This is a genomic window from Macrococcus epidermidis (genome assembly GCF_024205965.1).
Taxonomy (GTDB): Bacteria; Bacillota; Bacilli; order Staphylococcales; family Staphylococcaceae; genus Macrococcoides; species Macrococcoides epidermidis.
Genome location: NZ_CP073819.1, coordinates 329,197 through 353,702 on the forward strand (window position 1 = coordinate 329,197; position 24,506 = coordinate 353,702).

Sequence of the window (24,506 nt, forward strand, 5' to 3'; positions counted from 1 at the left end):
TTCTACTATTAGAATCCGCAATTTTTTAATTTTTATATTCTCTTACTGTTTCACCGGCACGACGACTATTGTAATGCGTTGTATTGCCTCTATATTCGCGCGTATTTAACACGATTCCGATATAAACTAACATTAAGAAGAACATTAACCAGTGCATAAACATTCCTACAACTGGAATGAATGCTATGGCGTTTGCAATAATGCCTACTACAGCAATTGTAGAAAGTGAAAATCTCGCTTCATTTGAGCGATCAAGTGCGGTGATGAGTAACATGATGATGTAAATCGAAATATTACTACCAAGCGGTGCCCAACCTAAAGATAAGACATAAGTACCTCCTAAGAAAGGTAATCCCATAAACCCTTCAGAAAACAACATAATAAAACCAAGAATCAATAAAATAATACGTATTGGACTTTTCATTTTTATACCCTCCAAAATTTAAAAGTAACAAATGAAACTTTTTCTTTGTATATACATTATAACATGGTATAATCATATTCTATGTAAAAACGCTCAGTTAGACATTTTAAAGTTTCTTCTATATTAAATACAGAATAATAAGCGCTTAATATATAATTAATTCATATATATCTATACCTTGAATTTTTGATATTTACTAATAATTAATAAAGATTTAGATAATCTTAAAAATATATTAACAAATATCATGAAAACTATTGCTTATTCATTTATATTCGTGTATTATATCTACTGTTGGACTTTAAAAAGCGATGAAGCGAGAGGTTACTGACACACCCGGCCGCTTTGCCATGGCGATGTGTTTGACAATTTTCGTGGAGAAGTCTATCAAACCAAAATAGACGTTACAAGAGGAGGTAAAATTATGGCAAAACAAAAAATTCGTATTCGTTTGAAAGCGTATGATCACCGCGTGATCGATCAATCAGCTGAGAAAATCGTAGAAACTGCAAAACGTTCAGGTGCAGAAGTATCAGGACCGATTCCGTTACCGACGGAAAAAACAGTTTATACAATTATCCGTGCCGTTCATAAGTACAAAGATTCTCGTGAACAGTTTGAACAACGCACACACAAACGTTTAATCGACATTGTTAACCCTACACCTAAAACAGTTGATGCTCTTATGGGCTTAAACTTACCATCAGGCGTAGACATCGAAATCAAATTATAATAATAAAGTAGGAGGTGCGACTTTCGATGACCAAAGGAATCTTAGGAAGAAAAGTTGGAATGACACAAGTATTCGCTGAAAACGGTGAATTAATTCCAGTAACAGTAGTAGAAGCAGCACAAAACGTAGTATTACAAAAGAAAACTGAAGAAGTTGATGGTTACTCATCAATCCAAATCGGTTTTGAAGACAAACAAGCTTACAAAGCAACGCGTAAATCAAACAAATTTGCGACGAAACCAGCTGAAGGCCATGCTAAAAAAGCAGGCACAGCACCTAAGCGCTTCATTCGTGAATTCAGAAACGTAGATGCTTCTGAATACGAAGTAGGTCAAGAAGTCACTGTGGACGCGTTCCAAGCTGGTGACATCGTTGACGTAACAGGAGTTTCTAAGGGTAAAGGTTTCCAAGGGGCTATTAAACGTCACGGTCAATCACGTGGACCTATGAGTCACGGTTCTCGTTACCACAGACGCCCAGGTTCAATGGGTATGGCATCTGACGCTTCTAAAGTATTTAAAGGTAAAGCATTACCAGGCCGTATGGGTGGTAATACAGTTACGATGCAAAACTTAGAAATCGTTAAAGTAGACGCTGAAGCGAACGTTATCTTAGTTAAAGGTAATGTACCAGGACCTAAAAAAGGTTTAGTAAAAATTCAAACTTCAATTAAAAAAGGTAATAAATAAGTAACCACGAAAGGAGGAAACAAACATAATGGCAAATTATGATGTATTAAAAGTAGATGGAACAAAAGCTGGTTCAATCGAATTAAACGAAAGTGTATTCGGAATCGAACCTAATCAACATGTATTATTCGAAGCAATTAACTTACAAAGAGCTTCTATGCGTCAAGGAACGCACGCAGTTAAAAACCGTTCAGCAGTACGCGGTGGCGGACGTAAACCTTGGAAGCAAAAAGGTACTGGACGTGCGCGTCAAGGTACTATCCGTGCTCCACAATGGCGTGGTGGTGGTATCGTATTCGGTCCAACACCAAGAAGTTATTCATACAAAATGCCTAAAAAAATGCGTCGCTTAGCTTTACGTTCAGCGTTATCAGCTAAAGTGAAAGAAAACGCATTTACAGTTTTAGAATCATTAACTTTTGATGCTCCTAAAACAAAAGAATTCAAAAACATGACTACTACTTTAGAGTTACCAAGAAAAGTATTATTCATCGTTGAAGCTGAAGATGTAAACGTAGCATTATCTGCACGTAACATCCCAGGCGTAACTGTTATTACTGCTACTGGCTTAAACGTTTTAGATATCGTTCATGCGAATCAAGTAGTAATGACGAAAGGTGCAGTTGAAAAAGTAGAGGAGGTGCTTGGTTAATGGAAAATCGCGATATCATTAAGCGCCCCGTTATCACTGAACGTTCATCTGAACAAATGGCACAAGATAAATACACATTTGATGTAGATACGCGTGCAAACAAAACTCAAATCAAAATTGCTATCGAAGATATCTTTGATGTAAAAGTTGATAAAGTAAACGTTATGAACTATAAAGCTAAGAAAAAACGTGTTGGCCGTCACAGCGGTTACACAAACAAAAGAAGAAAAGCGATCGTTACTTTAAAAGACGGTTCAATCGACTTCTTCAGCTAAAATTAAACTAAAAAATAAACATTTACCATTAAGGAGGTAAAACGACAATGGCAATTAAACATTATAAGCCAATAACAAACGGTCGTCGTAATATGACAGGTTCAGATTTCGCTGAAATTACGTCAACGTCACCTGAAAAGTCATTACTTGAGCCCCTTCCGAGAAAAGCGGGTCGTAATAACCAAGGTAAGTTAACAGTACGTCACAGAGGTGGCGGTCATAAACGTCAATACCGTGTAATTGATTTCAAACGTAACAAAGATGGTATCCCAGCGAAAGTGGCTACAATCGAATACGATCCAAACCGCTCAGCAAATATCGCTTTATTACATTACTTAGACGGAGAAAAACGCTACATTATCGCTCCTAAAGGATTAACAGTTGGTACACAAGTATTCAACGGTCCTGAAGCTGATATTAAAGTAGGTAACGCATTACCATTAGCAAACATCCCAGTAGGTACAGTAATTCATAACATCGAATTAAAACCTGGTAAGGGTGGCCAATTAGTACGTTCAGCTGGAGCTTCAGCTCAAGTACTTGGTAAAGAAGGTAAATACGTATTAGTTCGTTTAAAATCTGGTGAAGTTCGTATGATCTTAGCTACTTGCCGTGCTACAATCGGTCAAGTTGGTAACGAGCAACACGAATTAATCAACATTGGTAAAGCGGGTCGTTCTAGATGGAAAGGTATCCGTCCAACAGTTCGTGGTTCTGTAATGAACCCTAACGATCACCCACACGGTGGTGGTGAAGGTCGTACTTCAATCGGTCGTCCATCTCCAATGTCACCATGGGGTAAACCAACGCTTGGTAAGAAAACTCGTAAGAAGAAAAACCGTTCTAACAAACTTATCGTTCGTGGACGTAAAAAATAATAATAACTTACTTAAGTTAGCGGCATAGACCGCTAACGACAGGTAAGACATGAGGGAGGCGCCATAATGGCTCGTAGTCTTAAAAAAGGACCTTTCATCGATGATCACTTAATGAAAAAAGTTGAAGCATTAGAGGAAGGCGGCAAAAAAACAGTAATCAAAACTTGGTCTCGTCGCTCTACAATTTTCCCGAACTTTATCGGACACACTATCGCAGTATACGATGGACGTAAACACGTACCTGTATACGTAACTGAAGATATGGTTGGACATAAATTAGGTGAATTCGCACCAACTCGTACTTACAAAGGTCACGGTGCAGACGACAAGAAAACTAAACGCTAATTTCAAATAAGGAGGAATAACCATGGAAGCAAAAGCGGTTGCAAGAACAATCAGAATCGCACCTCGTAAAGTGAGATTAGTTTTAGATCTTATCAGAGGTAAAGAAGTAGCGGAAGCTATCGCTATTTTAAAATTAACAAACAAAGCATCATCACCAGTAGTTGAAAAGTTATTAATGTCAGCATTAGCTAATGCAGAACATAACTATGATATGAATATTGATACTTTAATCGTTAAAGAAGCTTATGCAAACGAAGGACCAACTTTAAAACGTTTCCGTCCACGTGCACAAGGTCGTGCAAGTGCGATTAACAAACGTACAAGCCACATCACAATCGTTGTTGGCGACAAAGAAGTAAAAACTTCAAACAAAGCAGTAACTACAGAAGAAGCAAAATAATTTCAATCTCATTAAGGAGGGAATACAGTGGGTCAAAAAATTAATCCTATCGGACTTCGTGTCGGAATCATTCGTGACTGGGATGCGAAATGGTATGCAGAAAAAGATTTCGCTACTCTATTACATGAAGACTTAAAAGTTCGTAAATATATCGCAGAAAACTTAAAAGACGCTTCTGTTTCTCGTGTAGAAATCGAACGCGCAGCGAACCGTGTAAACATCGCTATCCACACTGGTAAACCTGGTATGGTTATCGGTAAAGGCGGATCAGAAATCGAAAAATTACGTAACGCATTAAACAGCTTAACTGGTAAACGTGTTCACATCAACGTTATTGAAATCAAAAAGGTTGATATGGATGCTACATTAGTTGCGGAAAACATTGCACGTCAATTAGAAAACCGTGTATCATTCCGTCGTGCTCAAAAACAAGCGATCCAACGTGCTATGAAGTTAGGTGCTAAAGGTATCAAAACTCAAGTATCAGGTCGTTTAGGCGGCGCAGACATCGCGCGTGCTGAACAATATTCAGAAGGAACTGTTCCACTTCATACATTACGTGCTGACATTGATTACGCACATGCAGAAGCAGACACTACTTACGGTAAATTAGGTGTTAAAGTATGGATCTATCGTGGTGAAGTTCTTCCTACAAAGAAGTCTAGTGAAGGAGGAAAATAGTAATGTTATTACCTAAACGTGTAAAATACCGTCGTCAACATAGACCTAAAACAACTGGTCGTTCTAAAGGCGGAAACGAAGTAACATTTGGTGAATATGGTTTACAAGCAACTACAGCTGCTTGGATTACATCTCGTCAAATTGAATCAGCTCGTATTGCAATGACTCGTTACATGAAACGTGGCGGGAAAGTTTGGATTAAAATCTTCCCTCACACACCATATACTAAAAAACCATTAGAAGTACGTATGGGATCTGGTAAAGGTGCAGTTGAAGGATGGGTAGCAGTAGTAAAACCTGGACGTATTATGTTTGAAATCGCAGGCGTATCTGAAGAAGTAGCGCGCGAAGCATTACGTTTAGCATCTCACAAACTTCCAGTGAAAACTAAGTTTGTAAAACGTGAAGAATTGGGTGGTGACACAAATGAAAGCTAAGGAAATTAGAGATTTAACCACTTCAGAAATTGAAACTAAAGTAAAATCGCTTAAAGAGGAACTTTTCAACCTACGCTTTCAGTTAGCTACAGGTCAACTTGAAAATACAGCACGTATTCGCGAAGTGAAAAAATCAATCGCGCGTATGAAAACTGTTGTACGTGAAAGAGAAATCGAGCAACAAAAAACTGAACAAAAATAATTTTTAAGGAATAGGAGGGAACTCTTGTGAGCGAAAGAAACGATCGTAAAGTTTACACAGGTAAAGTTGTATCTGACAAAATGGATAAAACTATCACTGTTGTAGTTGAAACTTACAAAACACATTCTTTATACGGCAAACGTGTAAAGTACTCTAAAAAATATAAAGCACATGATGAAAACAACACAGCGAAAATGGGCGATATCGTAAAAATTATGGAAACACGTCCTTTATCAGCTACAAAACGCTTCCGTTTAGTAGAAGTTGTTGAAGAATCAATTATCATTTAATAAGTAAATTAGATAAAGGAGGTAACTCGAATGATCCAACAAGAATCACGCTTGAAAGTAGCAGATAACTCTGGTGCTCGTGAAGTATTAACTATTAAAGTATTAGGCGGATCTGGTCGTAAAACAGCTAACATCGGTGACGTAATCGTATGTACAGTTAAAAATGCTACACCAGGTGGCGTTGTTAAAAAAGGTGACGTTGTTAAAGCTGTTATCGTTCGTACTAAATCTGGTGTACGTCGTAACGACGGTTCATACATCAAATTTGACGAAAACGCTTGTGTTATCATCCGTGATGACAAAGGACCTCGTGGAACACGTATCTTTGGACCTGTTGCACGTGAATTACGTGAAGGTAACTTCATGAAAATCGTTTCATTAGCACCTGAAGTATTATAATAAACACTAATAAAGAGGAGGTGTCTACGACATGCATATTAAAAAAGGCGACAAAGTTATCGTTATCACAGGTAAAGATAAAGGTAAAACAGGAACAGTAATCGAAGCTCTTCCTAAAAAAGATCGCGTAGTTGTTGAAGGTGTAAACATCGCAAAAAAACACCAAAAACCTACTCAAATGAATCCTGAAGGCGGCATCGTTGAATTTGAAGCTGCAATTCACGTTTCAAATGTTATGTTAATTGACCCAAAAACAAACAAACCAACACGTGTTGGTACGAAAATAGAAGATGGCAAGAAAGTACGTGTAGCTAAGAAATCTGGAGAAATCATTAAATAATTATCTGGAAGGAGGTTCTCACATTGACACAAACACGTTTAAAAGAAAAATTCATTAAAGAAATCTCACCTGAAATGATGAAGAAATTTAATTACGCATCAGTGATGGAAGTACCAAAAATCGAAAAAATCGTAGTAAACATGGGTATCGGTGACGCTGTTCAAAACTCTAAAGTCTTAGACTCAGCAGTTGAAGAATTACAAGCAATCACTGGTCAAAAACCAATGGTTACACGTGCTAAAAAATCAATCGCAACATTCCGTTTACGTGAAGGTATGCCAATCGGAGCAAAAGTTACTTTACGTGGCGAAAGAATGTACGAATTCTTTGATAAATTAGTAAACGTTTCATTACCTCGTGTACGTGACTTCCGTGGTATCTCAAACAAAGCGTTTGACGGTCGCGGTAACTACACATTAGGTGTAAAAGAACAATTAATTTTCCCTGAAATCGATTATGATAAAGTAAGTAAAACACGCGGAATGGATATCGTTATCGTAACTACTGCTAACACTGACGAGGAAGCTCGTGAATTGTTAACACAATTCGGTATGCCATTTCAAAAGTAATCTCTAATATAAAAGGAGGCTAAATTTAGTGGCTAAAAAATCAATGATCGCTAAACAACAGCGTAAACAAAAATTTAAAGTACAAGAATACACTCGTTGTGAACGTTGCGGACGTCCACATTCAGTATTACGCAAATTCAAACTTTGCCGTATTTGTTTCCGTGAATTAGCTTATAAAGGTCAGATTCCTGGCGTTAAAAAAGCAAGCTGGTAAAATTCAAACCTGAAAGGAGGATATTTTAAATGACTATGTCAGATCCAATCGCAGATATGCTAACTCGCGTACGTAACGCAAACATGGTACGTCACGAGAAATTAGAATTACCTGCATCAAACATTAAAAAAGAAATCGCTGAAATCCTTAAACGTGAAGGATTCGTTAAAAGTGTTGAATATATTGAAGATGATAAACAAGGTGTTATCCGTATGTTCTTAAAATACGGTTCTAACAACGAACGTGTTATCACTGGTTTAAAACGTATCTCTAAACCTGGTTTACGTGTATACGCGAAAGCTGATGAATTACCAAAAGTATTAAATGGTTTAGGTATTGCATTAGTTTCAACTTCTGAAGGTGTATTAACTGATAAAGAAGCGCGTCAACGTAACATCGGTGGAGAAGTATTAGCTTACATCTGGTAAGAATTATTAAAGAAGGAGGTGCCGACTAATGAGTCGTGTTGGTAAGAAGATTATTGAAATCCCAGCTGGGGTTGACATTAAAATCGACGGTAATACTGTAACGGTTAAAGGACCTAAAGGTGAATTAACTAGAACATTTAACGAAGAAATGACATATAAATTAGAAGACAATACTTTAGAAGTAGTTCGTCCATCTGATTCTAAAGCTCATAAAACAATCCACGGAACTACACGTGCTTTAATCGCTAACATGGTTGAAGGTGTATCTAAAGGATTTGAAAAGAACTTAGAATTAATCGGGGTTGGTTACCGTGCTCAAATGCAAGGTAAAAACTTAATCCTTAACGTTGGATACTCTCACCCAATTGAAATCGTAGCTGAAGATGGTATTACATTATCAGTAGATAAAAATACGAAAGTAAAAGTTGAAGGTATTTCTAAAGAACGTGTTGGAGCAATCGCTTCAAATATCCGTGCTACTCGTCCTCCAGAGCCTTACAAAGGTAAAGGTGTACGTTACGAAGGCGAATATGTTCGTCGTAAAGAAGGTAAAACTGGTAAGTAATCTCTAAAATAGGAAAGGAGAATATTCATGATCACTAAAATCGATAAGAACAAAGTGCGTATGAAAAGACATGCTCGTGTACGTAGTAGATTAGCTGGTACTACTGAGCGTCCTCGTTTAAACGTATATCGTTCAAACAAACACATTTACGCACAAGTGATTGATGACGTTAAAGGTGTAACTTTAGCTCAAGCATCAACACAAGATAAAGGTTTAGGCTTAGAAGCTACTTCAAATGTTGAAGCAGCAGCTAAAGTCGGTGAAGCAGTTGCTAAATTAGCAGTAGAAAAAGGCGTTAAAGCAGTTGTATTCGACCGCGGAGGATATTTATTCCACGGACGTGTAAAAGCATTAGCTGATGCAGCACGCGAAAACGGTTTAGAATTTTAATAAAAGGAGGAACTCTTAATGCGTCGTGAAAAAGAAGTTAAAGAATTTGAAGAACGCGTAGTTACCATCAACCGTGTATCTAAAGTTGTTAAGGGTGGACGTCGTATGCGTTTCACTGCTTTAGTAGTTGTTGGAGATAAAAATGGTCGCGTTGGTTTCGGTACTGGTAAAGCACAAGAAGTACCAGAAGCGATTAAAAAAGCAATCGAAGATGCTAAGAAAAACTTAATCACTGTTCCTCGTGTTAAAGGTACAACACCTCACGAAGTTACAGGTAGATTCGGAGCAGGAAGCGTATTAATCAAACCTGCAGCACCTGGTACAGGAGTTATCGCTGGTGGTCCAGTCCGTGCCGTGTTAGAATTAGCTGGTATTACTGATATCTTAAGTAAATCATTAGGTTCAAATACACCAATCAACATGGTTCGCGCTACTGTTCAAGGTTTAAAAGAACTTAAAGTTGCTGAAGATGTGGCTAAATTACGTGGTAAATCAGTCGAAGAATTATACAATTAAGGAGGGCATAAACAATGGCTAAAATTAAGATTACCCTCACTCGTAGTATTATCGGTCGTCCTGAAACACAACGTAAAACTGTTAAAGCTTTAGGGCTTAACAAAATGCATCAAACAGTTGAAGTTGATGACAACCCTGCGATTCGTGGGCAAATTAACAAAGTAAGTCACTTAGTGACAGTAACAGAAGCATAAAATTTTTAAGAATAAGGAGGTGCCGAAATGAAATTACATGAAATGAAACCAGTTGAAGGCGCTCGTAAAGAACGTAACCGTGTTGGTCGCGGTATGGCTTCAGGTAATGGTAAAACAAGTGGACGTGGTCACAAAGGTCAAAAAGCACGTTCTGGTGGTGGAGTACGTTTAGGTTTTGAAGGTGGACAATTACCTTTATTCCGTCGTTTACCAAAACGTGGATTTACAAACATTAACCGTAAAGACTATGCGATTGTTAACTTAGACCAATTAAACCGTTTTGAAGAAGGTACAGAAGTAACACCAGCTTTACTTATTGAATCAGGTGTAGTATCTAACGAAAAATCAGGTATTAAAATTCTTGGTAATGGTGAATTAACAGCAAAGTTAACAGTAAAAGCTCATAAATTTTCAGCTTCAGCGAAAGAAGCAATTGAAGGTAAGGGCGGAACAACTGAGGTGATCTAATGTTTGATACGCTTATTAGTTTCTTTAAAGTAAAAGAAATACGTAGCAAAATCATCTTTACACTCGCAATGTTAATTATCTTTAAAATCGGAACATATATTCCGGTTCCAGGTGTCAACCCAGCAGCGTTTGAAAGTCAGACCAATAAAGGTATTACTGATTTGATGAATACGTTTGGTGGGGGAGCACTGCAAAACTTCTCCATTCTTGCAATGGGGATTATGCCCTACATTACTGCATCAATCGTCGTTCAATTACTGCAAATGGATGTTGTACCCAAGTTTACAGAATGGTCTAAACAAGGTGAAGTTGGACGTAAAAAGCTAACGCAATTTACGCGTTACTTCACAATTGTATTAGCATTCATTCAAGGGTTTGGTATGAGTTATAGTTTCAATAACATGTTAGGTGGTCAATTGATCACGAATACAAGTATATGGAACTTCATTCTTATCGCTATCGTGTTAACAGCAGGTACTGCATTTTTAATGTGGTTAGGTGAACAAATTACACAACACGGTGTTGGTAATGGTATTTCTATTATCATCTTCGGTGGTATTTTATCTTCTATTCCACCAGCGTTAATTCAGTTCTATCAACAATCATTTGTTGGTGCGAACGATACAACAATGGCAGTTTTAGAAGCGATTGGTATTTTTATTGGTATGATACTTCTTACTGCTTTTGCAGTATTCGTACTTCAAGCAGTTCGTAAAATTCCAATTCAATATGCGAAACGCACAACAGGTAACAGATTAGCACCACAAGCAACATTCTTACCGTTAAAGGTTAATGCTGCTGGGGTTATTCCGGTTATCTTTGCAATGGCGTTTTTCATGCTTCCGAAGACGTTACAATTACTCTTCCCGAAAGCGGATTGGGCAAAAACTTTAGCAGCACATTCTGATCCGGCACAGCCGATCGGTATGATTGTATATGTAATATTAATTATTGCATTTGCTTACTTTTATGCATTTGTTCAAGTTAATCCTGAACAAATGGCTGACAATTTAAGAAAACAGGGTAGTTACGTGCCGGGAATTCGTCCTGGTAAAAATACTCAAAACTATATTACAAAAGTTCTTTATCGTTTAACTTTTGTTGGTTCTTTATTCTTAGCAGGTATTGCAGTGTTACCATTAATCGTTTCAGATTTCTTAAACTTACCGCAATCATTACGCATTGGTGGAACAAGTTTATTAATCGTAATTGGGGTGGCATTAGAGACAATTGCTCAGTTAAAGGCTCAACTTGGTCAACGTGAATATAAAGGTTTTAAAAGACGTTAATGTCTGGAGGGCATTTTATGAATATCATTTTAATGGGCTTACCTGGCGCAGGTAAAGGGACTCAAGCGAGTGAAATTATTAAGAAATACCCAATTCCTCATATTTCTACTGGAGACATGTTCCGTGCAGCTATCAAAAATAATACTGAGCTTGGTCAAAAAGCAAAGTCATTTATGGATAACGGCGAACTTGTTCCAGATGAAGTTACGATTGGTATCGTTCGTGAAAGATTGTTAGAAGAAGATGCTAAACGCGGTTTCCTACTTGATGGTTTCCCAAGAACAGTTGAGCAGGCTGAAGCACTGAACGAAATGTTAGCTGCTGTGGATCGTAAGATTGAAGGTGTAATTAACATTGATGTTCAGGAAGAAGAATTGATGAACCGTTTAACGGGACGTCGTATTTGCGAAACTTGTGGGACAACTTATCATTTAGTGTTCAATCCACCTAAAGTAGAAGGTATTTGTGATATTGATGGTGGAAAGTTATATCAACGTGCAGATGATAATCCTGAAACAGTTCGTACACGTTTAGACGTAAACATTAAACAAACGAAACCATTACTTGATTTCTATACAAATCAAGGTGTGCTTTTCAATGTTGATGGTTCGAAAGACATTAAGGATGTTACTACTGAAGTTGAGAAGGTATTAAATCAGCTTTAATCGTTTACCGAGATTCACCTCCTGGTGAGTTGCTTAAGTGGATGTGATCAGTTGAATCAAGTAAGTATTGGTCAAATTGTCACGAGTAATCGTGGCAAAGATAAAGGGTTACCTGGAGTCATTATTGCTATTATCGATCATCGATTTGTACTTGTTGCAGACGGAGATAAACGGACTTATGAATATCCAAAGAAAAAGAACCTGTCGCATTTAATACTAAGTGATGAACACTCACCTGAAATTAAATCGAGTATTTCTGAAGCAGGTTTTGTAACAGACGCTAAATTACGTTACGTTTTGCAAAAATATACCGCTCGAATTTCGGAATCTTGATAAAAAGGGGGAATTTGAAAATGGCTAAACAAGATGTAATTGAATTAGAAGGTACTGTATTAGATACTTTACCAAATGCAATGTTTAAAGTAGAATTAGAAAATGGTCATGAGATCTTAGCGCATGTTAGCGGTAAAATTCGTATGAACTACATCCGTATTCTACCTGGCGACAAAGTAACTGTTGAAATGAGTCCTTACGATTTAACTCGTGGACGCATTACGTATCGTTATAAATAATAAGAACTCCAATATTAAATTAGGAGGTAAGAAACATGAAAGTTAGACCATCAGTAAAACCCATTTGTGAAAAATGTAAAGTTATTCGCAGAAAAGGTAAAGTAATGGTAATTTGTGAAAATCCAAAACACAAACAAAAACAAGGATAAGAAAACAGGAGGTGCAATATAAATGGCACGTATCGCAGGTGTAGACGTACCACGTGAGAAACGCGTAGTGATCGCATTAACTTACGTTTATGGTATTGGTAAAACAACAGCTCAAAAAATCTTAGCAGCTGCTAATGTTAACGAGAGTACTCGTGTGCGCGACTTAACAGAAGATGAATTAAACAGAATCCGTGAACAAGTAGATGGATACAAAGTTGAAGGTGACTTACGTCGTGAGATCAACTTAAACATCAAACGTTTAATGGAAATTGCTTCATACAGAGGTATTCGTCACCGTCGTGGTTTACCAACACGTGGACAAAATACTAAAAACAATGCACGTACTCGTAAAGGTCCAGTTAAGACCGTTGCTAACAAGAAGAAATAATAAGTAAAGGAGTGAGCTAAATGGCACGTAAACAAGTATCACGTAAGCGTAGAGTTAAAAAGAATATTGAGTCTGGTGTTGCACACATCCGTTCAACATTCAACAATACAATCGTAACAATTACTGATGAATTCGGTAATGCTTTATCATGGTCATCTGCTGGTGCGTTAGGTTTCAGAGGTTCTCGTAAATCTACACCATTCGCAGCTCAAATGGCATCAGAAACTGCATCTAAAGCAGCTATGGAACATGGTTTAAAAACTGTAGAAGTTACTGTTAAAGGACCTGGTCAAGGTCGTGAAGCAGCAATTCGTGCGTTACAATCAGCTGGTTTAGAAATTACAGCGATTAAAGACGTTACACCAGTACCACATAACGGTTGTCGTCCACCGAAACGTCGTCGCGTATAATTTTCAATTAGTATCAAAGACACTTATAATAGTATATGGAACTAAAATAAAATTATTCGACGTTGTTGAAGGAGGATTATTACATGATTGAAATCGAAAAACCTAGAATTGAGACAGTTGAAATTAGTGAAGATTCTAAATTCGGTAAATTCGTAGTTGAACCGTTAGAACGTGGTTATGGTACAACATTAGGAAACTCCTTACGTCGTATCCTATTATCTTCATTACCAGGTGCGGCTGTTAAGAATATTGAAATCGAAGGTGTCTTACATGAATTCTCAGCTGTTGAGAATGTAGTGGAAGATGTTACAACAATGATCATGAACATCAAAAAGCTTGCGCTTAAAATCTACTCTGATGAAGATAAAACGCTTGAAATTGATGTAAAAGATGAAGGCGTTGTTACTGCGAAAGATATTATGCATGACAGTGATGTTGAAATTTTAAATCCTGATTTAAAAATCGCAACAGTATCTAAAGGTGGACACTTAAAAATGCGTTTGGTAGCAAATGCAGGACGTGGTTACACTTTAGCTGAAGATAATAACACAAGTGATTTACCAATTGGAGTAATTCCAGTTGATTCAATCTACACACCAGTTGAGCGTGTAAACTACACAGTAGAGAATACACGTGTTGGTCAAAGTACTAACTTTGACAAATTAACTTTAGATGTATGGACTGATGGATCATTAACACCACAAGAAGCTATTTCTTTAGGTGCTAAGATTATGACAGAACATTTAAACATCTTCGTTGACTTAACTGATGAAGCACAAAATGCTGAAATCATGATTGAAAAAGAAGAAGATCACAAAGAAAAAGTACTTGAAATGTCGATTGAAGAACTTGATTTATCAGTTCGTTCTTATAACTGTCTGAAACGTGCAGGTATTAATTCTGTTCAGGAATTAGCCGACAAATCAGAAGCTGATATGATGAAAGTTCGTAACTTAGGACGCAAGTCTTTAGAAGAAGTTAAATTTAAATTAGAAGACTTAGGTCTTGGATTAAGAAAAGAAGACTAGTTAAAGGAGGTTACGATTCATGGGTTACAGAAAATTAGGTCGTACATCAGATCAACGTAAAGCTATGTTACGCGATTTAGCAACTTCTTTAATCGTTAACGAGCGAATCGAAACGACTGAAGCACGCGCGAAAGAATTACGTAAAATCGTAGAAAAATTAATTACTTTAGGTAAACGTGGAGACTTACATGCTCGCCGTCAAGCAGCTGAAGTTTTACGTCGTGTTGAAATTTTAAACGAAGATGAAACTACACAATTCGCAATTCAAAAATTATTCTCTGACATTGCTCCTCGTTACACAGAGCGTCAAGGTGGATATACTAGAATTATGAAAGTTGGACCACGTCGTGGAGACGGTTCAGAAATGGTTATCATCGAATTAGTATAATAATAATCATCATGGATTTAGGGATCACTTATCTTACACATACACACATAAGCAAATGAGTGCAACGATAATGTTTGCCACACACAGATATTGTCTAGCTCAGAGTACTTCGCCATAATAGAATAACGTTTTGCGTGACCTCTAGGCGGAGTGCGCGCTTTTTTCATTATTAAATCCGGAATTCCGGGTTTTTTATTTATATACAGACATTTTGTTTTGTGTTAATGATTTATGGTATAAATAATTAACAGAACATGAAATGTATTGATTTAAATTAAAAAAAGAAAGGTGAATGTATGGAACCGATCATTACAATAAACAATTTATCATATACTTATGATGGTCAGAGTATTCCCGCAATTGACGATCTTTCTTTAACGATTAATAAAGGCGAATGGATTTCCATTGTTGGTCATAACGGTTCAGGTAAGTCGACTTTACTTAAACTGATCGGTGGTATTGAACCTATCCAAAAAGGTGACATTACAATTAATAAAATCAAACTCAGAGAAGATACAATCCAATCTGTACATGAACAGTTAGGCATAGTATTTCAAAATCCGGATAACCAATTTGTTGGTGCAACAGTTGAAGATGACATTGCCTTCGGATTAGAAAATTATGGTGTCCCTCATGATGAAATGCATGTACGTGTAAATCAGGCTTTAGAGGCCGTTGAAATGTCACATATGAGAAGACATGAACCACATCATTTATCTGGTGGTCAGAAGCAGCGTGTAGCGATAGCAAGCGTATTGGCGCTACAACCTGAAATCATCATTTTAGACGAAGCGACATCAATGCTGGATCCTGAAGGGCGTACTGAAATATTAAGAATAATAAAGCGTGTACAACAAACACATCGGCTTACAATTATACATATTACGCATCATCTGGAAGAAACGCTGGACAGTGATCGCATCTTTGTAATGAACAAAGGCAGTGTTGTGCTGTCCGGCACACCGGAAACGATATATAAAAGTGCTGATGAATTAATCTCTATAGGACTTGATTTGCCATTTGAAATGAAAGTAAATCGACTATTATTTAATCAGGATGAATTTATAACAACAGAGGAGTTGCTCAAGAAACTATGAAGATACAATTAAACGACGTTGGTTTTCATTATTCTAAAGACACTCCTTTTGAAGTTCGTGCTTTAACAGACATTAATATGACGTTTGTTGAGAATAAATTTTATGCGATTATCGGACATACTGGATCAGGTAAATCTACTGTGATTCAGCATTTAAATACACTGATTAAACCGACAGAAGGTAACATCGATATTGATGGACAAGTGATAACTCACAAAACGAAGAATAAATATCTCAAACCTATACGAAAAAAAGTCGGGATGGTCTTTCAGTTTGCAGAGCAGCAATTATTTGAAGAAACTGTGCTTAAAGATATCATGTTTGGTCCTTTGAACTATGGTATAGCGGAAAAAGTTGCTGAGGCACGCGCACGTGAACTATTTAAATTATTTGGTATGGATGAGTCTGTCCTTCATAAAAGCCCGTTTGAGCTCTCTGGAGGGCAAATGCGACGTGTTGCAATAATGGGAGTACTTGCGATGAAACCTGATGTACTAATCGTTGATGAACCAACAGCAGGACTTGATCCGAGAGGACAACAGGAAATTATGACTTTGTTTCATCAGCTGCAGCAAGATTTAGGGATCACTGTTATATTAGTTACACATCAAATGGACCAGGCAGCCCGTGCTGATTATTTATATGTGATGCATCAAGGAGAGTTAGTAGATCAAGGTACACCTCAAGAAATATTCAGTAAAGATTTAACACACTTTGACATCCATCCACCTGAGATTACACAGTTACAAAGAAAGTTTGAAACAAAATATAATACTAAATTGCCATACACTGCGCTTTCGATAGAAGATTTTAATGCAATGTATCAAGAATGGAGGAAAAGCCATGCTTGATAAAATGATTCTTGGTAGATTTGTCCCAATTGACTCTTTCGTACATTCGTTAGATCCGAGAGCGAAGTTGATCTTTGTATTTATTATGACGATACTCGTTTTCTTTATGGATAACTGGTATGGTTATCTGTTTGGTTTTGTATTGGTATTCCTCATTATTAAATTATCTAATCTTAAATTTATGTTTGTTTTTAATGGTATTAAGCCTATCCTGTTTTTAATCATTTTTACATTTTTAATGCATGTCTTTTTGACGAAGGGCGGAAGAACATTATTCGACTGGGGAATATTTAATATTCAAATGGATGGTGTATTGATGGGGATAATGATTTCATTTCGCTTTATTATTATTATCTTCTTATCGACAGTAATGACACTCACGACAAGTCCAATCGCTTTGACTGATGCAATTGAATCAATATTAAATCCATTCAAGAAAATAAAGTTACCAGTACATGAACTTGCGCTAATGATGTCTATCGCTCTTCGTTTTATTCCAACATTGATGGATGAAACGCAGAAAGTAATGAAAGCACAAATGTCTCGAGGTAGTGATTTAGCGAGTGGGAACGCATTGCAACGCTTCAAAGCAATTGGACCATTGCTTATTCCGTTATTTGTATCAGCATTTAAACGCGCAGATGATTTAGCGATTGCCATGGAAGTAAGAGGATATAAAGGAGACACTGGACGCACAAAATATCGACAACTTAAATGGCAAACGAAAGATACACTTACGATACTTACACTTATTCCAATCGGTGTCATCATATTTATATTAAGGAGCATCACATAAATGGAACGCATATTGTTACAACTCTCATATAACGGTGCGGACTTTCAGGGATTTCAAATTCAGAATGAAGGTCGCACCGTGCAATATGAATTAGAACGTATATTAAAACGCATGCATAAAGATTTTATCAGAATTCATCCGTCCTCTCGAACAGATAAAGGTGTACATGCATTGATGCAGTACGTCCATTTCGATACACCATTGTCACTACCGACAAATAAATGGCAACATGCCTTTAATTCTGCATTACCAGACGATATATATATCAATCAAGTGACAAAGATTAATGCAGATTTTCATTCCCGTTATGACTGTGTAGGTAAAGCATATCGCTATAAAGTTTATAAAGCGCCTCATAGAGATGTGCTGAAAAGAGGCATTGAAACGCATATTACTGAAACATTAGATACTCGAAAGATGAATGAAGCGGCACAATACTTCATTGGCACACACGACTTTACATCGTTTTGTTCGGCGAAGACAGAAATTGAGAATAAAGAACGTACAATGTATAAATTTGAAGTGATAGAAACTGATACAGGTTATGAATTCTTCGTCATTGGAAGCGGCTTTCTTTATAACATGGTCCGTATTATGGTGCATTTCTTAATGGACGTAGGACGAGGGAAAAGACAAGGGTCAGAAATACCCGCAATCATTGCAGCCAGTGATAGAACGAAAGCAGGAAAGACAGCGCCAGCTGAAGGATTATATTTAGAAAAGATCTATCTGTCACCTGAAGAACTCACACAAGATATACCGAAAGGGACAACCATCACACTTAAACCAACCCGCAGACAATTAACACCACAATCTTAAATCCGTTATAACGAATATGAATAAAAATAAATAAAAAGAATTTGGGAATAAGATTGACAAACACCCTTGAAATGTTATAAGATAGACAACGGTATTGTTTAATATCAACCACGACAATAAGCCCCGGAAACTTATTGTGTTACAGATATATAAGCAGGATTCAGAGGGAATTTTTTTTATTTTAGGAGGAAAATATAATGCGTCAAACATTCATGGCAAACGAAGCAAACATTGACCGCAAATGGTACGTAATTGATGCTGAAGGTAAGACTATGGGTCGCCTTTCATCAGAAGTTGCATCAATCTTACGCGGTAAACATAAACCAACATTCACACCACACGTAGATTGTGGAGATCACGTTATCTTAATTAACGCTGAAAAAATCTATTTATCAGGTAACAAAGCAGAAGACAAAATTTACTACCGTCACTCATTACACCCAGGTGGAATTAAATCTATCTCAGCTGGTGAATTACGTGAGAAAAACCCAGTTCGTTTAATGGAAACATCAATTAAAGGTATGTTACCAAAAGGTTCTTTAGGCGACAAAATGTTCAAAAAATTACATGTTTATGCTGGAGCAGAGCATCCACATGCAGCACAACAACCTGAAAACTACGAGTTACGTGGTTAATTAAGAGGAGGACAATACATTGGCACAAGTTGAATATAAAGGCACAGGCCGTCGTAAACATTCAGTAGCACGTGTTCGTTTAATTCCTGGAGAAGGAAACATCACAATCAACAACCGTGACGTACGTGACTACTTACCATTCGAATCATTAATCTTAGACTTAAACCAACCATTCGATATTACTGAAACTAAAGGTAACTATGACGTTTTAGTAAACGTTAAAGGTGGCGGTTTAACTGGACAAGCACAAGCAATCCGTCATGGTATTTCTCGTGCATTATTAGAAGCAGATCCTGAGTACCGTGGATCATTAAAACGCGCAGGCATGTTAACACGTGACCCACGTATGAAAGAACGTAAGAAGCCAGGTCTTAAAGGCGCTCGTCGTTCACCACAGTTCTCAAAACGTTAAGCTGCAGCTGTTGCGAATTTATTCGCTTACAGATGGAGTTCGCAAATTGCGTCAGCAATTTGTGTTCAACTGAAAATACGTTTAAAGCACTCTTTGGATTATTCCAAAGAGTGCTTTTTTGTGTTTATATTGATAGATTCAGTTACCCCTAAGTGATATTTGAGGCAATTCTATGCAATCGGAAAAATTAGAAATCCTTTAATATCAAAGTTTACAACAGTATATACAATTGTACGAAATCCTAAAGTTTTTTGAACGTAAAAACCAGGTCTTAAAGCGTCAGTCACTCACTACAGTTCTCAAATTGTTTCAGCAATTTTTTTCAAAAAAATATACGTTTACAGCACTTTCCAACTCATGTTGGGGGGTGCTTATTTGTTTCAAAAATAATAAATTGATATCCTTTGAATCAATTTATTGAAAATCATTGAAATTCAAAATTGTATAAATTCATTAATACTTATTAAAGTGCTTATAACCTCGTGAAAAGATAAAGCATTTCATTGTTTAGTAAGTATTTTCTATTAATTTACCTTCTGTTTACTTTTAAACTTTAAGATTAATTTAAGGAGGGAATAAAATGAATAAATCAGTATTAAAATTAGATGAAGTAAATAAAATAGTTAAAGGTGCACACTTAATTCAAAATATTTCTTTTGATATAAAAGAAGGAGAAATTGTTGGATTTTTAGGTGCTAATGGTGCAGGTAAGACAACGACAATGAGAATGATAGTAGGATTGTCGAAAATAACATCTGGTGAAATCCAAATTTGTAATAGCAGTATTAATACCAATTTTAAAGAAGCAGTTAAAAATATTGGTGCAATAATCGAAAATCCAGATTTTTATAATTATTTGTCAGGATATGAAAATTTAAAACTTTGTGCAAATCAATATGATAATGTGACTGAGGAAAGAATACAAGATGTCATAAAGTTGGTTAGATTAGATAATAAAATACATCAAAAGGTAGCACATTATTCTTTAGGAATGAAACAACGTTTAGGTATAGGACAAGCGATACTACATCAACCAAAATTATTAATACTTGATGAACCTCTCAACGGATTAGATCCAGATGGTATAAGTGAATTTAGATTATTGATGAATTATTTAGCCAAAAAAGAAAATACTGCAATTTTAATATCAAGTCATTTATTGACTGAAATGAGTTTGGTAGCAGATAGAGTTGTTATTTTAGATAATGGAAAAATAATTGGAAGAGAAGAGATTTTAAATGATCAGTTTGACTTAGAGAAAAAATATAGAGAAATTGTAGGAGGATATCATGAAAGTTTTAATTAAAAATGAACTATATAAAATGAAGTCACGTAAATTGTTATGGGTTATCTTGATTTTTCTAATTGTTTTTGCAATTGCAAGTATCATTTCACAATATCAACCAAATTATTCGGACAATTGGAAATCTGAGTTGAATCAAGAAAATAAGAATTATGAAACGCAATTAACTATTGATAATATTCATCCTATACTTAAAAAAGATATAGAAAATAAAAAGAAAATAAATGAATATCGAATAAAAAATAACATCCCACCCGTCAAAGAAAATGTATTTGAGGATATGTTAAAAACGTCAGGTCTAATTGAATTTGTTATTATCGGGATGATAATCTTATCTTCAGATATTGTTTCGAGCGAGTTCTCGAATAAAACAATTAAATTTTTATTAATTCGTCCATACCATCGTTGGCAATTTATTATAAGTAAATTTATAAGTTTAATTATAATCTCGACTATTTTGTTAATAATAATTGGTGTAGTTACATTAATAACTTCTATGATTGCTAATCAATTTAATTTTGAATCAACTAATTTATTTATTAATCAAAATAATGAAATTTATAACGGTAATTTGTTAAAATTAACATTGCAATTTTATGGATCAAGTTTGGTATCAATTATATTTTATGTTTCATTAGGTTTAATGATTTCAACATTATTAAGAAGTAGTATGTTGGCAGTCGGATTATCACTATTGATCATGATTACCTCAAATAGCTTAGTAGCTCTTTCTGAAAAAATTGACATTTTAAAGTATACTCCTGTTCCAAACATTGATATGAGTTCATTTATATATCATTTAAATCTAAATGATGATATTAATATAGTTTTTGCTATATTGACACTATTCATATATGTAATTGTATTTATTATCATTAGTATTATATACTTTGAGAAAAAGGATGTTACTAGGTAGGTGTAAGGATTGAAAGATTATAAAATATTGATAGTAGATGATGAGATAGGTCTTACTTTCATGCTAGAAAAAGTATTTCAAAAAGAGGGTTTTAATAAAATTATTTGTAAACATGACGGAAAAACTACTTTAGAATATATTCAAAATAACAAAGTAGATTTAATATTACTAGATATTATGTTACCAGATATGGATGGTTTTGAACTTTGTAAAAAGATAAGAATGCAATCATTCGTTCCTATCATTTTCCTTACTGCAAAATCAAGTGATTTAGATAAAATAACGGGTTTAACTGTCGGCGGTGATGACTATATAACTAAACCATTTAATCCATTAGAAATAGTTGCACGTGTTAAAGCAAAATTTCGTAGAGAAGAAAGTTATAACCAACATTATAATTTGAAGCATTATAATTATGGATATCTTATAATCGATGAAGAAGCTGGAGAAGTATTTGTAAATAAGAAAAGTATTAGTTTACCAGCAAAAGAATATGAGTTACTATTATTCTTTATTAAAAATCCTAATCAAATATTTACAACATCTGAAATTTATTACAAAGTATGGGGGATGGATAATTTTGGTGTTGAAAAAACAGTTTCTGTGCATATAAATAGATTAAGAAAAAAAATTGGATTAAATACAAATAAATCTTCACCAATTGTCAATTTGAGAGGCATTGGATATAAATTTGTTCCACCAAAGGAAGATGATTATGCTGAAGAGAAATAAAGTAGCTTTCAAGTTTATTGTTCATTTTATTACACAACAAATTTTGTTACTAACTGCTTTATTTATTCCAGCTATACCTTTTTTAATTTTTAATGGTGAGGTGCCAAATAATCAGAATTTAGCAGTAGCAGCATTCTTCATGTATGTTCTTTATTGTATATTTTATGGATATTATATTGCAGTTCCTATCATTAATATCATAAACAATTTAAATAAATTATCTGAAGGTAATTATATTGCAAGCAATAAGAAAAGTAATTTATTCTTTTCAAAATATTTATATAAAGAAGTTTATGAAGATCTAGAGAATTTGGCGACAACTTTGCAACAGAATGAACTGAATAAAATAAAATTTGAAGAAGAGAGGTATAACTGGGCATCTGGCATCGCTCATGATATTAAGACTCCTCTAACTTATATTACAGGATACTCAACTATGCTTTTAGAAGAAAAATATAATTGGAATCAAGGTGAAAAAAAAGAATTCCTACAACAGATTAAACTTAAGTCTGAACATATTGAAGATTTGATTGGGGATTTAACTATAATATTTCAAATAGAGCAAAATAAGTTAATGATAGTAAAAAAAGAAGAAATAAATTTAATAGATTTTTTAAAAGTAATTATTAAAGAAATTGCAATATTGAACCCAGAATATATCTATGAATTTAATTCTTTAGAGAATGAAATAATATGTTGTATAGATAAGAAACTATTTCAACGTGCAATAACAAATTTAATAATTAATGCAGTGACTCATAATCCAAAAGGGACAAAAATTATTATTGATGCCTCTATACATGCAAATTATATCGAATTAAGCATAATAGATAATGGGAATGGGATGAATCAACAAGCAGTGAATCGTATATTTGAACAATATTATAGAGGTACTGATACATCTATCCCATCTGGAGGGACAGGATTAGGCTTATCTATCGTTAAAAGTATTGTAACTATGCATGAAGGTACTGTAGAAGTAGAATCAAAATTAGGATATGGAACAAAGTTTAAAGTAAGCATACCTTACGAGAATAAGTATTCCAAACCTAAGGGATAGAAATAATATAGTAACAACTAGCCAATAGTTTATTTAGTTACCCCAAAGTGATATTTGATGCAATTCTATGCAATCGAAAAAATTAGAAATCTTTTAATATCAAGGCTTACGACAGTATATACAACTATACGAAAACCTAAAGTTTTTTGAACGTAAGAAACCAGGTCTTAAAGCGTCAGTCACTCACCACAGTTCTCAAAACGTTAATATTGCCAAAGCTGTTGCGAACTTGTTCGCTTACAGATTTGTGTTCCATAAGAACATTCAACACTCTTCAGCATTCGCTGGAGGGTGTTTTCTTTTATTTCAATATAGATTTAGTGTTACGATGGACTAAGCGGAATAAATCTATACTTGAGGTGATTAATATGTACAAACTTGCACGTATTTATGATGAAGATATACCTAAAGGAAAACGTGTGTTAGTTGATCGTGTTTGGCCGAGAGGGATAAGTAAAGAAGATGCTAAGTTAGATGAATGGTTGAAAGATATTGCACCGAGTACGGATCTTAGAAAGTGGTTTGATCATGATCCAGACAAGTTCAATGATTTTAAGAAAAAGTATAAAGAAGAACTTAAAGATAATGATAAGGTTAAGGAATTAAAGGATATGAAAGGTACGGTTGTGTTACTTTATGGTGCAAAAGATGAAAAACATAATCATGCTGTTGTGTTGAAAGAGTATTTGAGTCAGAAATAGCAGGAAATAGATGCGTAAATAGAAATCATACTTTACTGATGTAATGTATGATTTCTTTGTTTGTTATAAACTATTAATTATTTTTTCCATAACAATCGATATGCCACTGCCGCAAAGAATATACCGGAAATCATGTCTCCGATACCGTATATAGAGAAAAATATTTTTGTGAGGGTATCAGGTATTTCATGCAGCTTATTACTCTC

General features: G+C 35.3%; 42 protein-coding genes. 41 read left to right on the top strand and 1 reads right to left on the bottom strand.

What is annotated here, in order from left to right:
• Positions 1-25 precede the first annotated feature (25 nt).
• Positions 26-424 (bottom strand): hypothetical protein, encoded by a 399-nt coding sequence (locus KFV12_RS01720; RefSeq protein WP_096077504.1) that lies wholly within the window; start codon positions 422-424, stop codon positions 26-28.
• Positions 425-848: 424 nt separating this feature from the next.
• Between KFV12_RS01720 and rpsJ the strand changes: the two genes are divergently transcribed.
• From rpsJ to KFV12_RS01925, 41 genes are all read left to right on the top strand, one after another.
• The gene (gene rpsJ, locus KFV12_RS01725) at positions 849-1,157 is read left to right on the top strand and encodes a 30S ribosomal protein S10 (protein WP_096077503.1); all 309 of its coding nucleotides are present in this window, start codon (positions 849-851) and stop codon (positions 1,155-1,157) included.
• 26 nt (positions 1,158-1,183) lie between these two features.
• A complete protein-coding gene (rplC, locus tag KFV12_RS01730) occupies positions 1,184-1,846 on the top strand; it encodes a 50S ribosomal protein L3 (protein WP_099578991.1) in 663 nt (220 codons plus the stop codon).
• 28 nt (positions 1,847-1,874) lie between these two features.
• Positions 1,875-2,498 (top strand): 50S ribosomal protein L4, encoded by a 624-nt coding sequence (gene rplD, locus KFV12_RS01735; RefSeq protein WP_099578989.1) that lies wholly within the window; start codon positions 1,875-1,877, stop codon positions 2,496-2,498.
• Entirely contained in the window at positions 2,498-2,773 is a 276-nt protein-coding gene (rplW, locus tag KFV12_RS01740) for a 50S ribosomal protein L23 (RefSeq protein ID WP_096077500.1), read from the top strand. Before rplD ends, rplW begins: the two co-directional genes overlap by 1 nt.
• A 47-nt stretch (positions 2,774-2,820) precedes the next feature.
• Entirely contained in the window at positions 2,821-3,651 is an 831-nt protein-coding gene (gene rplB / locus KFV12_RS01745; RefSeq protein ID WP_096077499.1) for a 50S ribosomal protein L2, read from the top strand.
• 66 nt (positions 3,652-3,717) lie between these two features.
• On the top strand, positions 3,718-3,996 hold the full coding sequence (gene rpsS / locus KFV12_RS01750; RefSeq protein ID WP_012656110.1) for a 30S ribosomal protein S19: 279 nt from the start codon (positions 3,718-3,720) through the stop codon (positions 3,994-3,996).
• Between the two features lie 22 nt (positions 3,997-4,018).
• Complete coding sequence (rplV, locus tag KFV12_RS01755) at positions 4,019-4,396, top strand: 50S ribosomal protein L22 (RefSeq protein ID WP_099578987.1); 378 nt, start codon at positions 4,019-4,021, stop codon at positions 4,394-4,396.
• A gap of 27 nt (positions 4,397-4,423) precedes the next feature.
• Complete coding sequence (gene rpsC, locus KFV12_RS01760) at positions 4,424-5,077, top strand: 30S ribosomal protein S3 (RefSeq protein ID WP_096077496.1); 654 nt, start codon at positions 4,424-4,426, stop codon at positions 5,075-5,077.
• Positions 5,078-5,079: 2 nt separating this feature from the next.
• Positions 5,080-5,514, top strand: a complete 435-nt coding sequence (gene rplP, locus KFV12_RS01765; protein ID WP_086041700.1) for a 50S ribosomal protein L16 — start codon at positions 5,080-5,082, stop codon at positions 5,512-5,514.
• On the top strand, positions 5,504-5,716 hold the full coding sequence (gene rpmC / locus KFV12_RS01770) for a 50S ribosomal protein L29 (RefSeq protein ID WP_041635771.1): 213 nt from the start codon (positions 5,504-5,506) through the stop codon (positions 5,714-5,716). The genes rplP and rpmC overlap by 11 nt, the downstream gene beginning before the upstream one ends.
• Before the next feature lie 26 nt (positions 5,717-5,742).
• The gene (gene rpsQ / locus KFV12_RS01775; RefSeq protein WP_096077495.1) at positions 5,743-6,006 is read left to right on the top strand and encodes a 30S ribosomal protein S17; all 264 of its coding nucleotides are present in this window, start codon (positions 5,743-5,745) and stop codon (positions 6,004-6,006) included.
• A 30-nt stretch (positions 6,007-6,036) separates the two neighbouring features.
• Positions 6,037-6,405 (top strand): 50S ribosomal protein L14, encoded by a 369-nt coding sequence (rplN, locus tag KFV12_RS01780; protein ID WP_086041702.1) that lies wholly within the window; start codon positions 6,037-6,039, stop codon positions 6,403-6,405.
• A 31-nt stretch (positions 6,406-6,436) separates the two neighbouring features.
• Entirely contained in the window at positions 6,437-6,745 is a 309-nt protein-coding gene (gene rplX / locus KFV12_RS01785; protein ID WP_099578983.1) for a 50S ribosomal protein L24, read from the top strand.
• Positions 6,746-6,768: 23 nt separating this feature from the next.
• Positions 6,769-7,314, top strand: coding sequence for a 50S ribosomal protein L5 (gene rplE / locus KFV12_RS01790; RefSeq protein WP_096077493.1), 546 nt, complete (start codon positions 6,769-6,771; stop codon positions 7,312-7,314).
• 28 nt (positions 7,315-7,342) lie between these two features.
• Positions 7,343-7,528, top strand: coding sequence for a 30S ribosomal protein S14 (rpsN, locus tag KFV12_RS01795; RefSeq protein WP_036787751.1), 186 nt, complete (start codon positions 7,343-7,345; stop codon positions 7,526-7,528).
• A gap of 29 nt (positions 7,529-7,557) precedes the next feature.
• The gene (rpsH, locus tag KFV12_RS01800) at positions 7,558-7,956 is read left to right on the top strand and encodes a 30S ribosomal protein S8 (protein ID WP_096077492.1); all 399 of its coding nucleotides are present in this window, start codon (positions 7,558-7,560) and stop codon (positions 7,954-7,956) included.
• 28 nt (positions 7,957-7,984) lie between these two features.
• Positions 7,985-8,521, top strand: a complete 537-nt coding sequence (rplF, locus tag KFV12_RS01805; protein WP_099578981.1) for a 50S ribosomal protein L6 — start codon at positions 7,985-7,987, stop codon at positions 8,519-8,521.
• Positions 8,522-8,548: 27 nt separating this feature from the next.
• Positions 8,549-8,911, top strand: coding sequence for a 50S ribosomal protein L18 (rplR, locus tag KFV12_RS01810; RefSeq protein ID WP_096077490.1), 363 nt, complete (start codon positions 8,549-8,551; stop codon positions 8,909-8,911).
• A gap of 18 nt (positions 8,912-8,929) precedes the next feature.
• Positions 8,930-9,427 carry a 30S ribosomal protein S5 gene (rpsE, locus tag KFV12_RS01815; RefSeq protein WP_099578979.1) on the top strand — a complete coding sequence of 166 codons (498 nt, stop codon included), beginning with the start codon at positions 8,930-8,932 and terminating at the stop codon, positions 9,425-9,427.
• A gap of 14 nt (positions 9,428-9,441) precedes the next feature.
• Positions 9,442-9,621, top strand: a complete 180-nt coding sequence (rpmD, locus tag KFV12_RS01820; protein ID WP_099578977.1) for a 50S ribosomal protein L30 — start codon at positions 9,442-9,444, stop codon at positions 9,619-9,621.
• A gap of 27 nt (positions 9,622-9,648) precedes the next feature.
• Positions 9,649-10,089, top strand: coding sequence for a 50S ribosomal protein L15 (gene rplO / locus KFV12_RS01825; RefSeq protein ID WP_096077488.1), 441 nt, complete (start codon positions 9,649-9,651; stop codon positions 10,087-10,089).
• Positions 10,089-11,378 carry a preprotein translocase subunit SecY gene (gene secY / locus KFV12_RS01830; RefSeq protein WP_111716800.1) on the top strand — a complete coding sequence of 430 codons (1,290 nt, stop codon included), beginning with the start codon at positions 10,089-10,091 and terminating at the stop codon, positions 11,376-11,378. The genes rplO and secY overlap by 1 nt, the downstream gene beginning before the upstream one ends.
• Positions 11,379-11,395: 17 nt before the next feature.
• Complete coding sequence (locus KFV12_RS01835; RefSeq protein ID WP_096077486.1) at positions 11,396-12,043, top strand: adenylate kinase; 648 nt, start codon at positions 11,396-11,398, stop codon at positions 12,041-12,043.
• A gap of 51 nt (positions 12,044-12,094) precedes the next feature.
• Entirely contained in the window at positions 12,095-12,376 is a 282-nt protein-coding gene (locus KFV12_RS01840; RefSeq protein ID WP_099578973.1) for a KOW domain-containing RNA-binding protein, read from the top strand.
• 20 nt (positions 12,377-12,396) lie between these two features.
• Positions 12,397-12,615, top strand: coding sequence for a translation initiation factor IF-1 (infA, locus tag KFV12_RS01845; protein WP_001118443.1), 219 nt, complete (start codon positions 12,397-12,399; stop codon positions 12,613-12,615).
• Between the two features lie 35 nt (positions 12,616-12,650).
• Positions 12,651-12,764 carry a 50S ribosomal protein L36 gene (gene rpmJ, locus KFV12_RS01850; RefSeq protein WP_003156543.1) on the top strand — a complete coding sequence of 38 codons (114 nt, stop codon included), beginning with the start codon at positions 12,651-12,653 and terminating at the stop codon, positions 12,762-12,764.
• Positions 12,765-12,786: 22 nt separating this feature from the next.
• Positions 12,787-13,152, top strand: a complete 366-nt coding sequence (gene rpsM / locus KFV12_RS01855) for a 30S ribosomal protein S13 (protein ID WP_096077484.1) — start codon at positions 12,787-12,789, stop codon at positions 13,150-13,152.
• 20 nt (positions 13,153-13,172) lie between these two features.
• Complete coding sequence (rpsK, locus tag KFV12_RS01860; RefSeq protein WP_096077483.1) at positions 13,173-13,562, top strand: 30S ribosomal protein S11; 390 nt, start codon at positions 13,173-13,175, stop codon at positions 13,560-13,562.
• Positions 13,563-13,645: 83 nt separating this feature from the next.
• Entirely contained in the window at positions 13,646-14,590 is a 945-nt protein-coding gene (locus KFV12_RS01865) for a DNA-directed RNA polymerase subunit alpha (protein WP_099578971.1), read from the top strand.
• 19 nt (positions 14,591-14,609) lie between these two features.
• Positions 14,610-14,978 carry a 50S ribosomal protein L17 gene (gene rplQ, locus KFV12_RS01870; protein WP_096077481.1) on the top strand — a complete coding sequence of 123 codons (369 nt, stop codon included), beginning with the start codon at positions 14,610-14,612 and terminating at the stop codon, positions 14,976-14,978.
• A gap of 296 nt (positions 14,979-15,274) precedes the next feature.
• Complete coding sequence (locus tag KFV12_RS01875; RefSeq protein WP_254257138.1) at positions 15,275-16,075, top strand: energy-coupling factor transporter ATPase; 801 nt, start codon at positions 15,275-15,277, stop codon at positions 16,073-16,075.
• A complete protein-coding gene (locus KFV12_RS01880) occupies positions 16,072-16,926 on the top strand; it encodes an energy-coupling factor transporter ATPase (protein ID WP_254257139.1) in 855 nt (284 codons plus the stop codon). Before KFV12_RS01875 ends, KFV12_RS01880 begins: the two co-directional genes overlap by 4 nt.
• Complete coding sequence (locus KFV12_RS01885; RefSeq protein ID WP_111716794.1) at positions 16,919-17,722, top strand: energy-coupling factor transporter transmembrane component T family protein; 804 nt, start codon at positions 16,919-16,921, stop codon at positions 17,720-17,722. The genes KFV12_RS01880 and KFV12_RS01885 overlap by 8 nt, the downstream gene beginning before the upstream one ends.
• Entirely contained in the window at positions 17,723-18,541 is an 819-nt protein-coding gene (gene truA / locus KFV12_RS01890; RefSeq protein WP_254257140.1) for a tRNA pseudouridine(38-40) synthase TruA, read from the top strand. It begins immediately after the preceding gene.
• Positions 18,542-18,738: 197 nt separating this feature from the next.
• The gene (rplM, locus tag KFV12_RS01895) at positions 18,739-19,176 is read left to right on the top strand and encodes a 50S ribosomal protein L13 (protein ID WP_096077476.1); all 438 of its coding nucleotides are present in this window, start codon (positions 18,739-18,741) and stop codon (positions 19,174-19,176) included.
• A 19-nt stretch (positions 19,177-19,195) separates the two neighbouring features.
• Positions 19,196-19,588, top strand: coding sequence for a 30S ribosomal protein S9 (gene rpsI / locus KFV12_RS01900; protein WP_096077475.1), 393 nt, complete (start codon positions 19,196-19,198; stop codon positions 19,586-19,588).
• A 580-nt stretch (positions 19,589-20,168) separates the two neighbouring features.
• Positions 20,169-20,894 carry an ABC transporter ATP-binding protein gene (locus KFV12_RS01905; protein ID WP_254257141.1) on the top strand — a complete coding sequence of 242 codons (726 nt, stop codon included), beginning with the start codon at positions 20,169-20,171 and terminating at the stop codon, positions 20,892-20,894.
• On the top strand, positions 20,878-21,807 hold the full coding sequence (locus KFV12_RS01910; protein WP_254257142.1) for an ABC transporter permease: 930 nt from the start codon (positions 20,878-20,880) through the stop codon (positions 21,805-21,807). Before KFV12_RS01905 ends, KFV12_RS01910 begins: the two co-directional genes overlap by 17 nt.
• A gap of 9 nt (positions 21,808-21,816) precedes the next feature.
• On the top strand, positions 21,817-22,539 hold the full coding sequence (locus KFV12_RS01915) for a response regulator transcription factor (RefSeq protein WP_254257143.1): 723 nt from the start codon (positions 21,817-21,819) through the stop codon (positions 22,537-22,539).
• Complete coding sequence (locus KFV12_RS01920; RefSeq protein ID WP_254257144.1) at positions 22,523-23,599, top strand: sensor histidine kinase; 1,077 nt, start codon at positions 22,523-22,525, stop codon at positions 23,597-23,599. The genes KFV12_RS01915 and KFV12_RS01920 overlap by 17 nt, the downstream gene beginning before the upstream one ends.
• 368 nt (positions 23,600-23,967) lie before the next feature.
• On the top strand, positions 23,968-24,300 hold the full coding sequence (locus tag KFV12_RS01925; RefSeq protein WP_254257145.1) for a DUF488 domain-containing protein: 333 nt from the start codon (positions 23,968-23,970) through the stop codon (positions 24,298-24,300).
• Positions 24,301-24,506: the final 206 nt, after the last annotated feature.

What these genes read in the sequence shown, in the direction of transcription:
- KFV12_RS01885 (WP_111716794.1), top strand. Translation starts at nt 16,919, where the DNA reads ATGCTTGATAAAATGATTCTTGGTAGATTTGTCCCAATTGACTCTTTC.
- rpmC (WP_041635771.1), top strand. Translation starts at nt 5,504, where the DNA reads ATGAAAGCTAAGGAAATTAGAGATTTAACCACTTCAGAAATTGAAACT.
- KFV12_RS01875 (WP_254257138.1), top strand. Translation starts at nt 15,275, where the DNA reads ATGGAACCGATCATTACAATAAACAATTTATCATATACTTATGATGGT.
- rplP (WP_086041700.1), top strand. Translation starts at nt 5,080, where the DNA reads ATGTTATTACCTAAACGTGTAAAATACCGTCGTCAACATAGACCTAAA.
- KFV12_RS01720 (WP_096077504.1), bottom strand. Translation starts at nt 424, where the DNA reads ATGAAAAGTCCAATACGTATTATTTTATTGATTCTTGGTTTTATTATG.
- truA (WP_254257140.1), top strand. Translation starts at nt 17,723, where the DNA reads ATGGAACGCATATTGTTACAACTCTCATATAACGGTGCGGACTTTCAG.
- KFV12_RS01865 (WP_099578971.1), top strand. Translation starts at nt 13,646, where the DNA reads ATGATTGAAATCGAAAAACCTAGAATTGAGACAGTTGAAATTAGTGAA.
- KFV12_RS01835 (WP_096077486.1), top strand. Translation starts at nt 11,396, where the DNA reads ATGAATATCATTTTAATGGGCTTACCTGGCGCAGGTAAAGGGACTCAA.
- secY (WP_111716800.1), top strand. Translation starts at nt 10,089, where the DNA reads ATGTTTGATACGCTTATTAGTTTCTTTAAAGTAAAAGAAATACGTAGC.
- rplF (WP_099578981.1), top strand. Translation starts at nt 7,985, where the DNA reads ATGAGTCGTGTTGGTAAGAAGATTATTGAAATCCCAGCTGGGGTTGAC.
- rplX (WP_099578983.1), top strand. Translation starts at nt 6,437, where the DNA reads ATGCATATTAAAAAAGGCGACAAAGTTATCGTTATCACAGGTAAAGAT.
- rplO (WP_096077488.1), top strand. Translation starts at nt 9,649, where the DNA reads ATGAAATTACATGAAATGAAACCAGTTGAAGGCGCTCGTAAAGAACGT.
- rplQ (WP_096077481.1), top strand. Translation starts at nt 14,610, where the DNA reads ATGGGTTACAGAAAATTAGGTCGTACATCAGATCAACGTAAAGCTATG.
- rplB (WP_096077499.1), top strand. Translation starts at nt 2,821, where the DNA reads ATGGCAATTAAACATTATAAGCCAATAACAAACGGTCGTCGTAATATG.
- rplR (WP_096077490.1), top strand. Translation starts at nt 8,549, where the DNA reads ATGATCACTAAAATCGATAAGAACAAAGTGCGTATGAAAAGACATGCT.
- KFV12_RS01910 (WP_254257142.1), top strand. Translation starts at nt 20,878, where the DNA reads ATGAAAGTTTTAATTAAAAATGAACTATATAAAATGAAGTCACGTAAA.
- KFV12_RS01905 (WP_254257141.1), top strand. Translation starts at nt 20,169, where the DNA reads ATGAATAAATCAGTATTAAAATTAGATGAAGTAAATAAAATAGTTAAA.
- rpsH (WP_096077492.1), top strand. Translation starts at nt 7,558, where the DNA reads ATGACTATGTCAGATCCAATCGCAGATATGCTAACTCGCGTACGTAAC.
- rpsJ (WP_096077503.1), top strand. Translation starts at nt 849, where the DNA reads ATGGCAAAACAAAAAATTCGTATTCGTTTGAAAGCGTATGATCACCGC.
- rpmD (WP_099578977.1), top strand. Translation starts at nt 9,442, where the DNA reads ATGGCTAAAATTAAGATTACCCTCACTCGTAGTATTATCGGTCGTCCT.
- rpsM (WP_096077484.1), top strand. Translation starts at nt 12,787, where the DNA reads ATGGCACGTATCGCAGGTGTAGACGTACCACGTGAGAAACGCGTAGTG.
- rplW (WP_096077500.1), top strand. Translation starts at nt 2,498, where the DNA reads ATGGAAAATCGCGATATCATTAAGCGCCCCGTTATCACTGAACGTTCA.
- rplM (WP_096077476.1), top strand. Translation starts at nt 18,739, where the DNA reads ATGCGTCAAACATTCATGGCAAACGAAGCAAACATTGACCGCAAATGG.
- rpsS (WP_012656110.1), top strand. Translation starts at nt 3,718, where the DNA reads ATGGCTCGTAGTCTTAAAAAAGGACCTTTCATCGATGATCACTTAATG.
- rpsE (WP_099578979.1), top strand. Translation starts at nt 8,930, where the DNA reads ATGCGTCGTGAAAAAGAAGTTAAAGAATTTGAAGAACGCGTAGTTACC.
- KFV12_RS01925 (WP_254257145.1), top strand. Translation starts at nt 23,968, where the DNA reads ATGTACAAACTTGCACGTATTTATGATGAAGATATACCTAAAGGAAAA.
- rplD (WP_099578989.1), top strand. Translation starts at nt 1,875, where the DNA reads ATGGCAAATTATGATGTATTAAAAGTAGATGGAACAAAAGCTGGTTCA.
- infA (WP_001118443.1), top strand. Translation starts at nt 12,397, where the DNA reads ATGGCTAAACAAGATGTAATTGAATTAGAAGGTACTGTATTAGATACT.
- KFV12_RS01880 (WP_254257139.1), top strand. Translation starts at nt 16,072, where the DNA reads ATGAAGATACAATTAAACGACGTTGGTTTTCATTATTCTAAAGACACT.
- KFV12_RS01920 (WP_254257144.1), top strand. Translation starts at nt 22,523, where the DNA reads ATGCTGAAGAGAAATAAAGTAGCTTTCAAGTTTATTGTTCATTTTATT.
- rplV (WP_099578987.1), top strand. Translation starts at nt 4,019, where the DNA reads ATGGAAGCAAAAGCGGTTGCAAGAACAATCAGAATCGCACCTCGTAAA.
- rplC (WP_099578991.1), top strand. Translation starts at nt 1,184, where the DNA reads ATGACCAAAGGAATCTTAGGAAGAAAAGTTGGAATGACACAAGTATTC.
- rpmJ (WP_003156543.1), top strand. Translation starts at nt 12,651, where the DNA reads ATGAAAGTTAGACCATCAGTAAAACCCATTTGTGAAAAATGTAAAGTT.
- rpsK (WP_096077483.1), top strand. Translation starts at nt 13,173, where the DNA reads ATGGCACGTAAACAAGTATCACGTAAGCGTAGAGTTAAAAAGAATATT.
- rplN (WP_086041702.1), top strand. Translation starts at nt 6,037, where the DNA reads ATGATCCAACAAGAATCACGCTTGAAAGTAGCAGATAACTCTGGTGCT.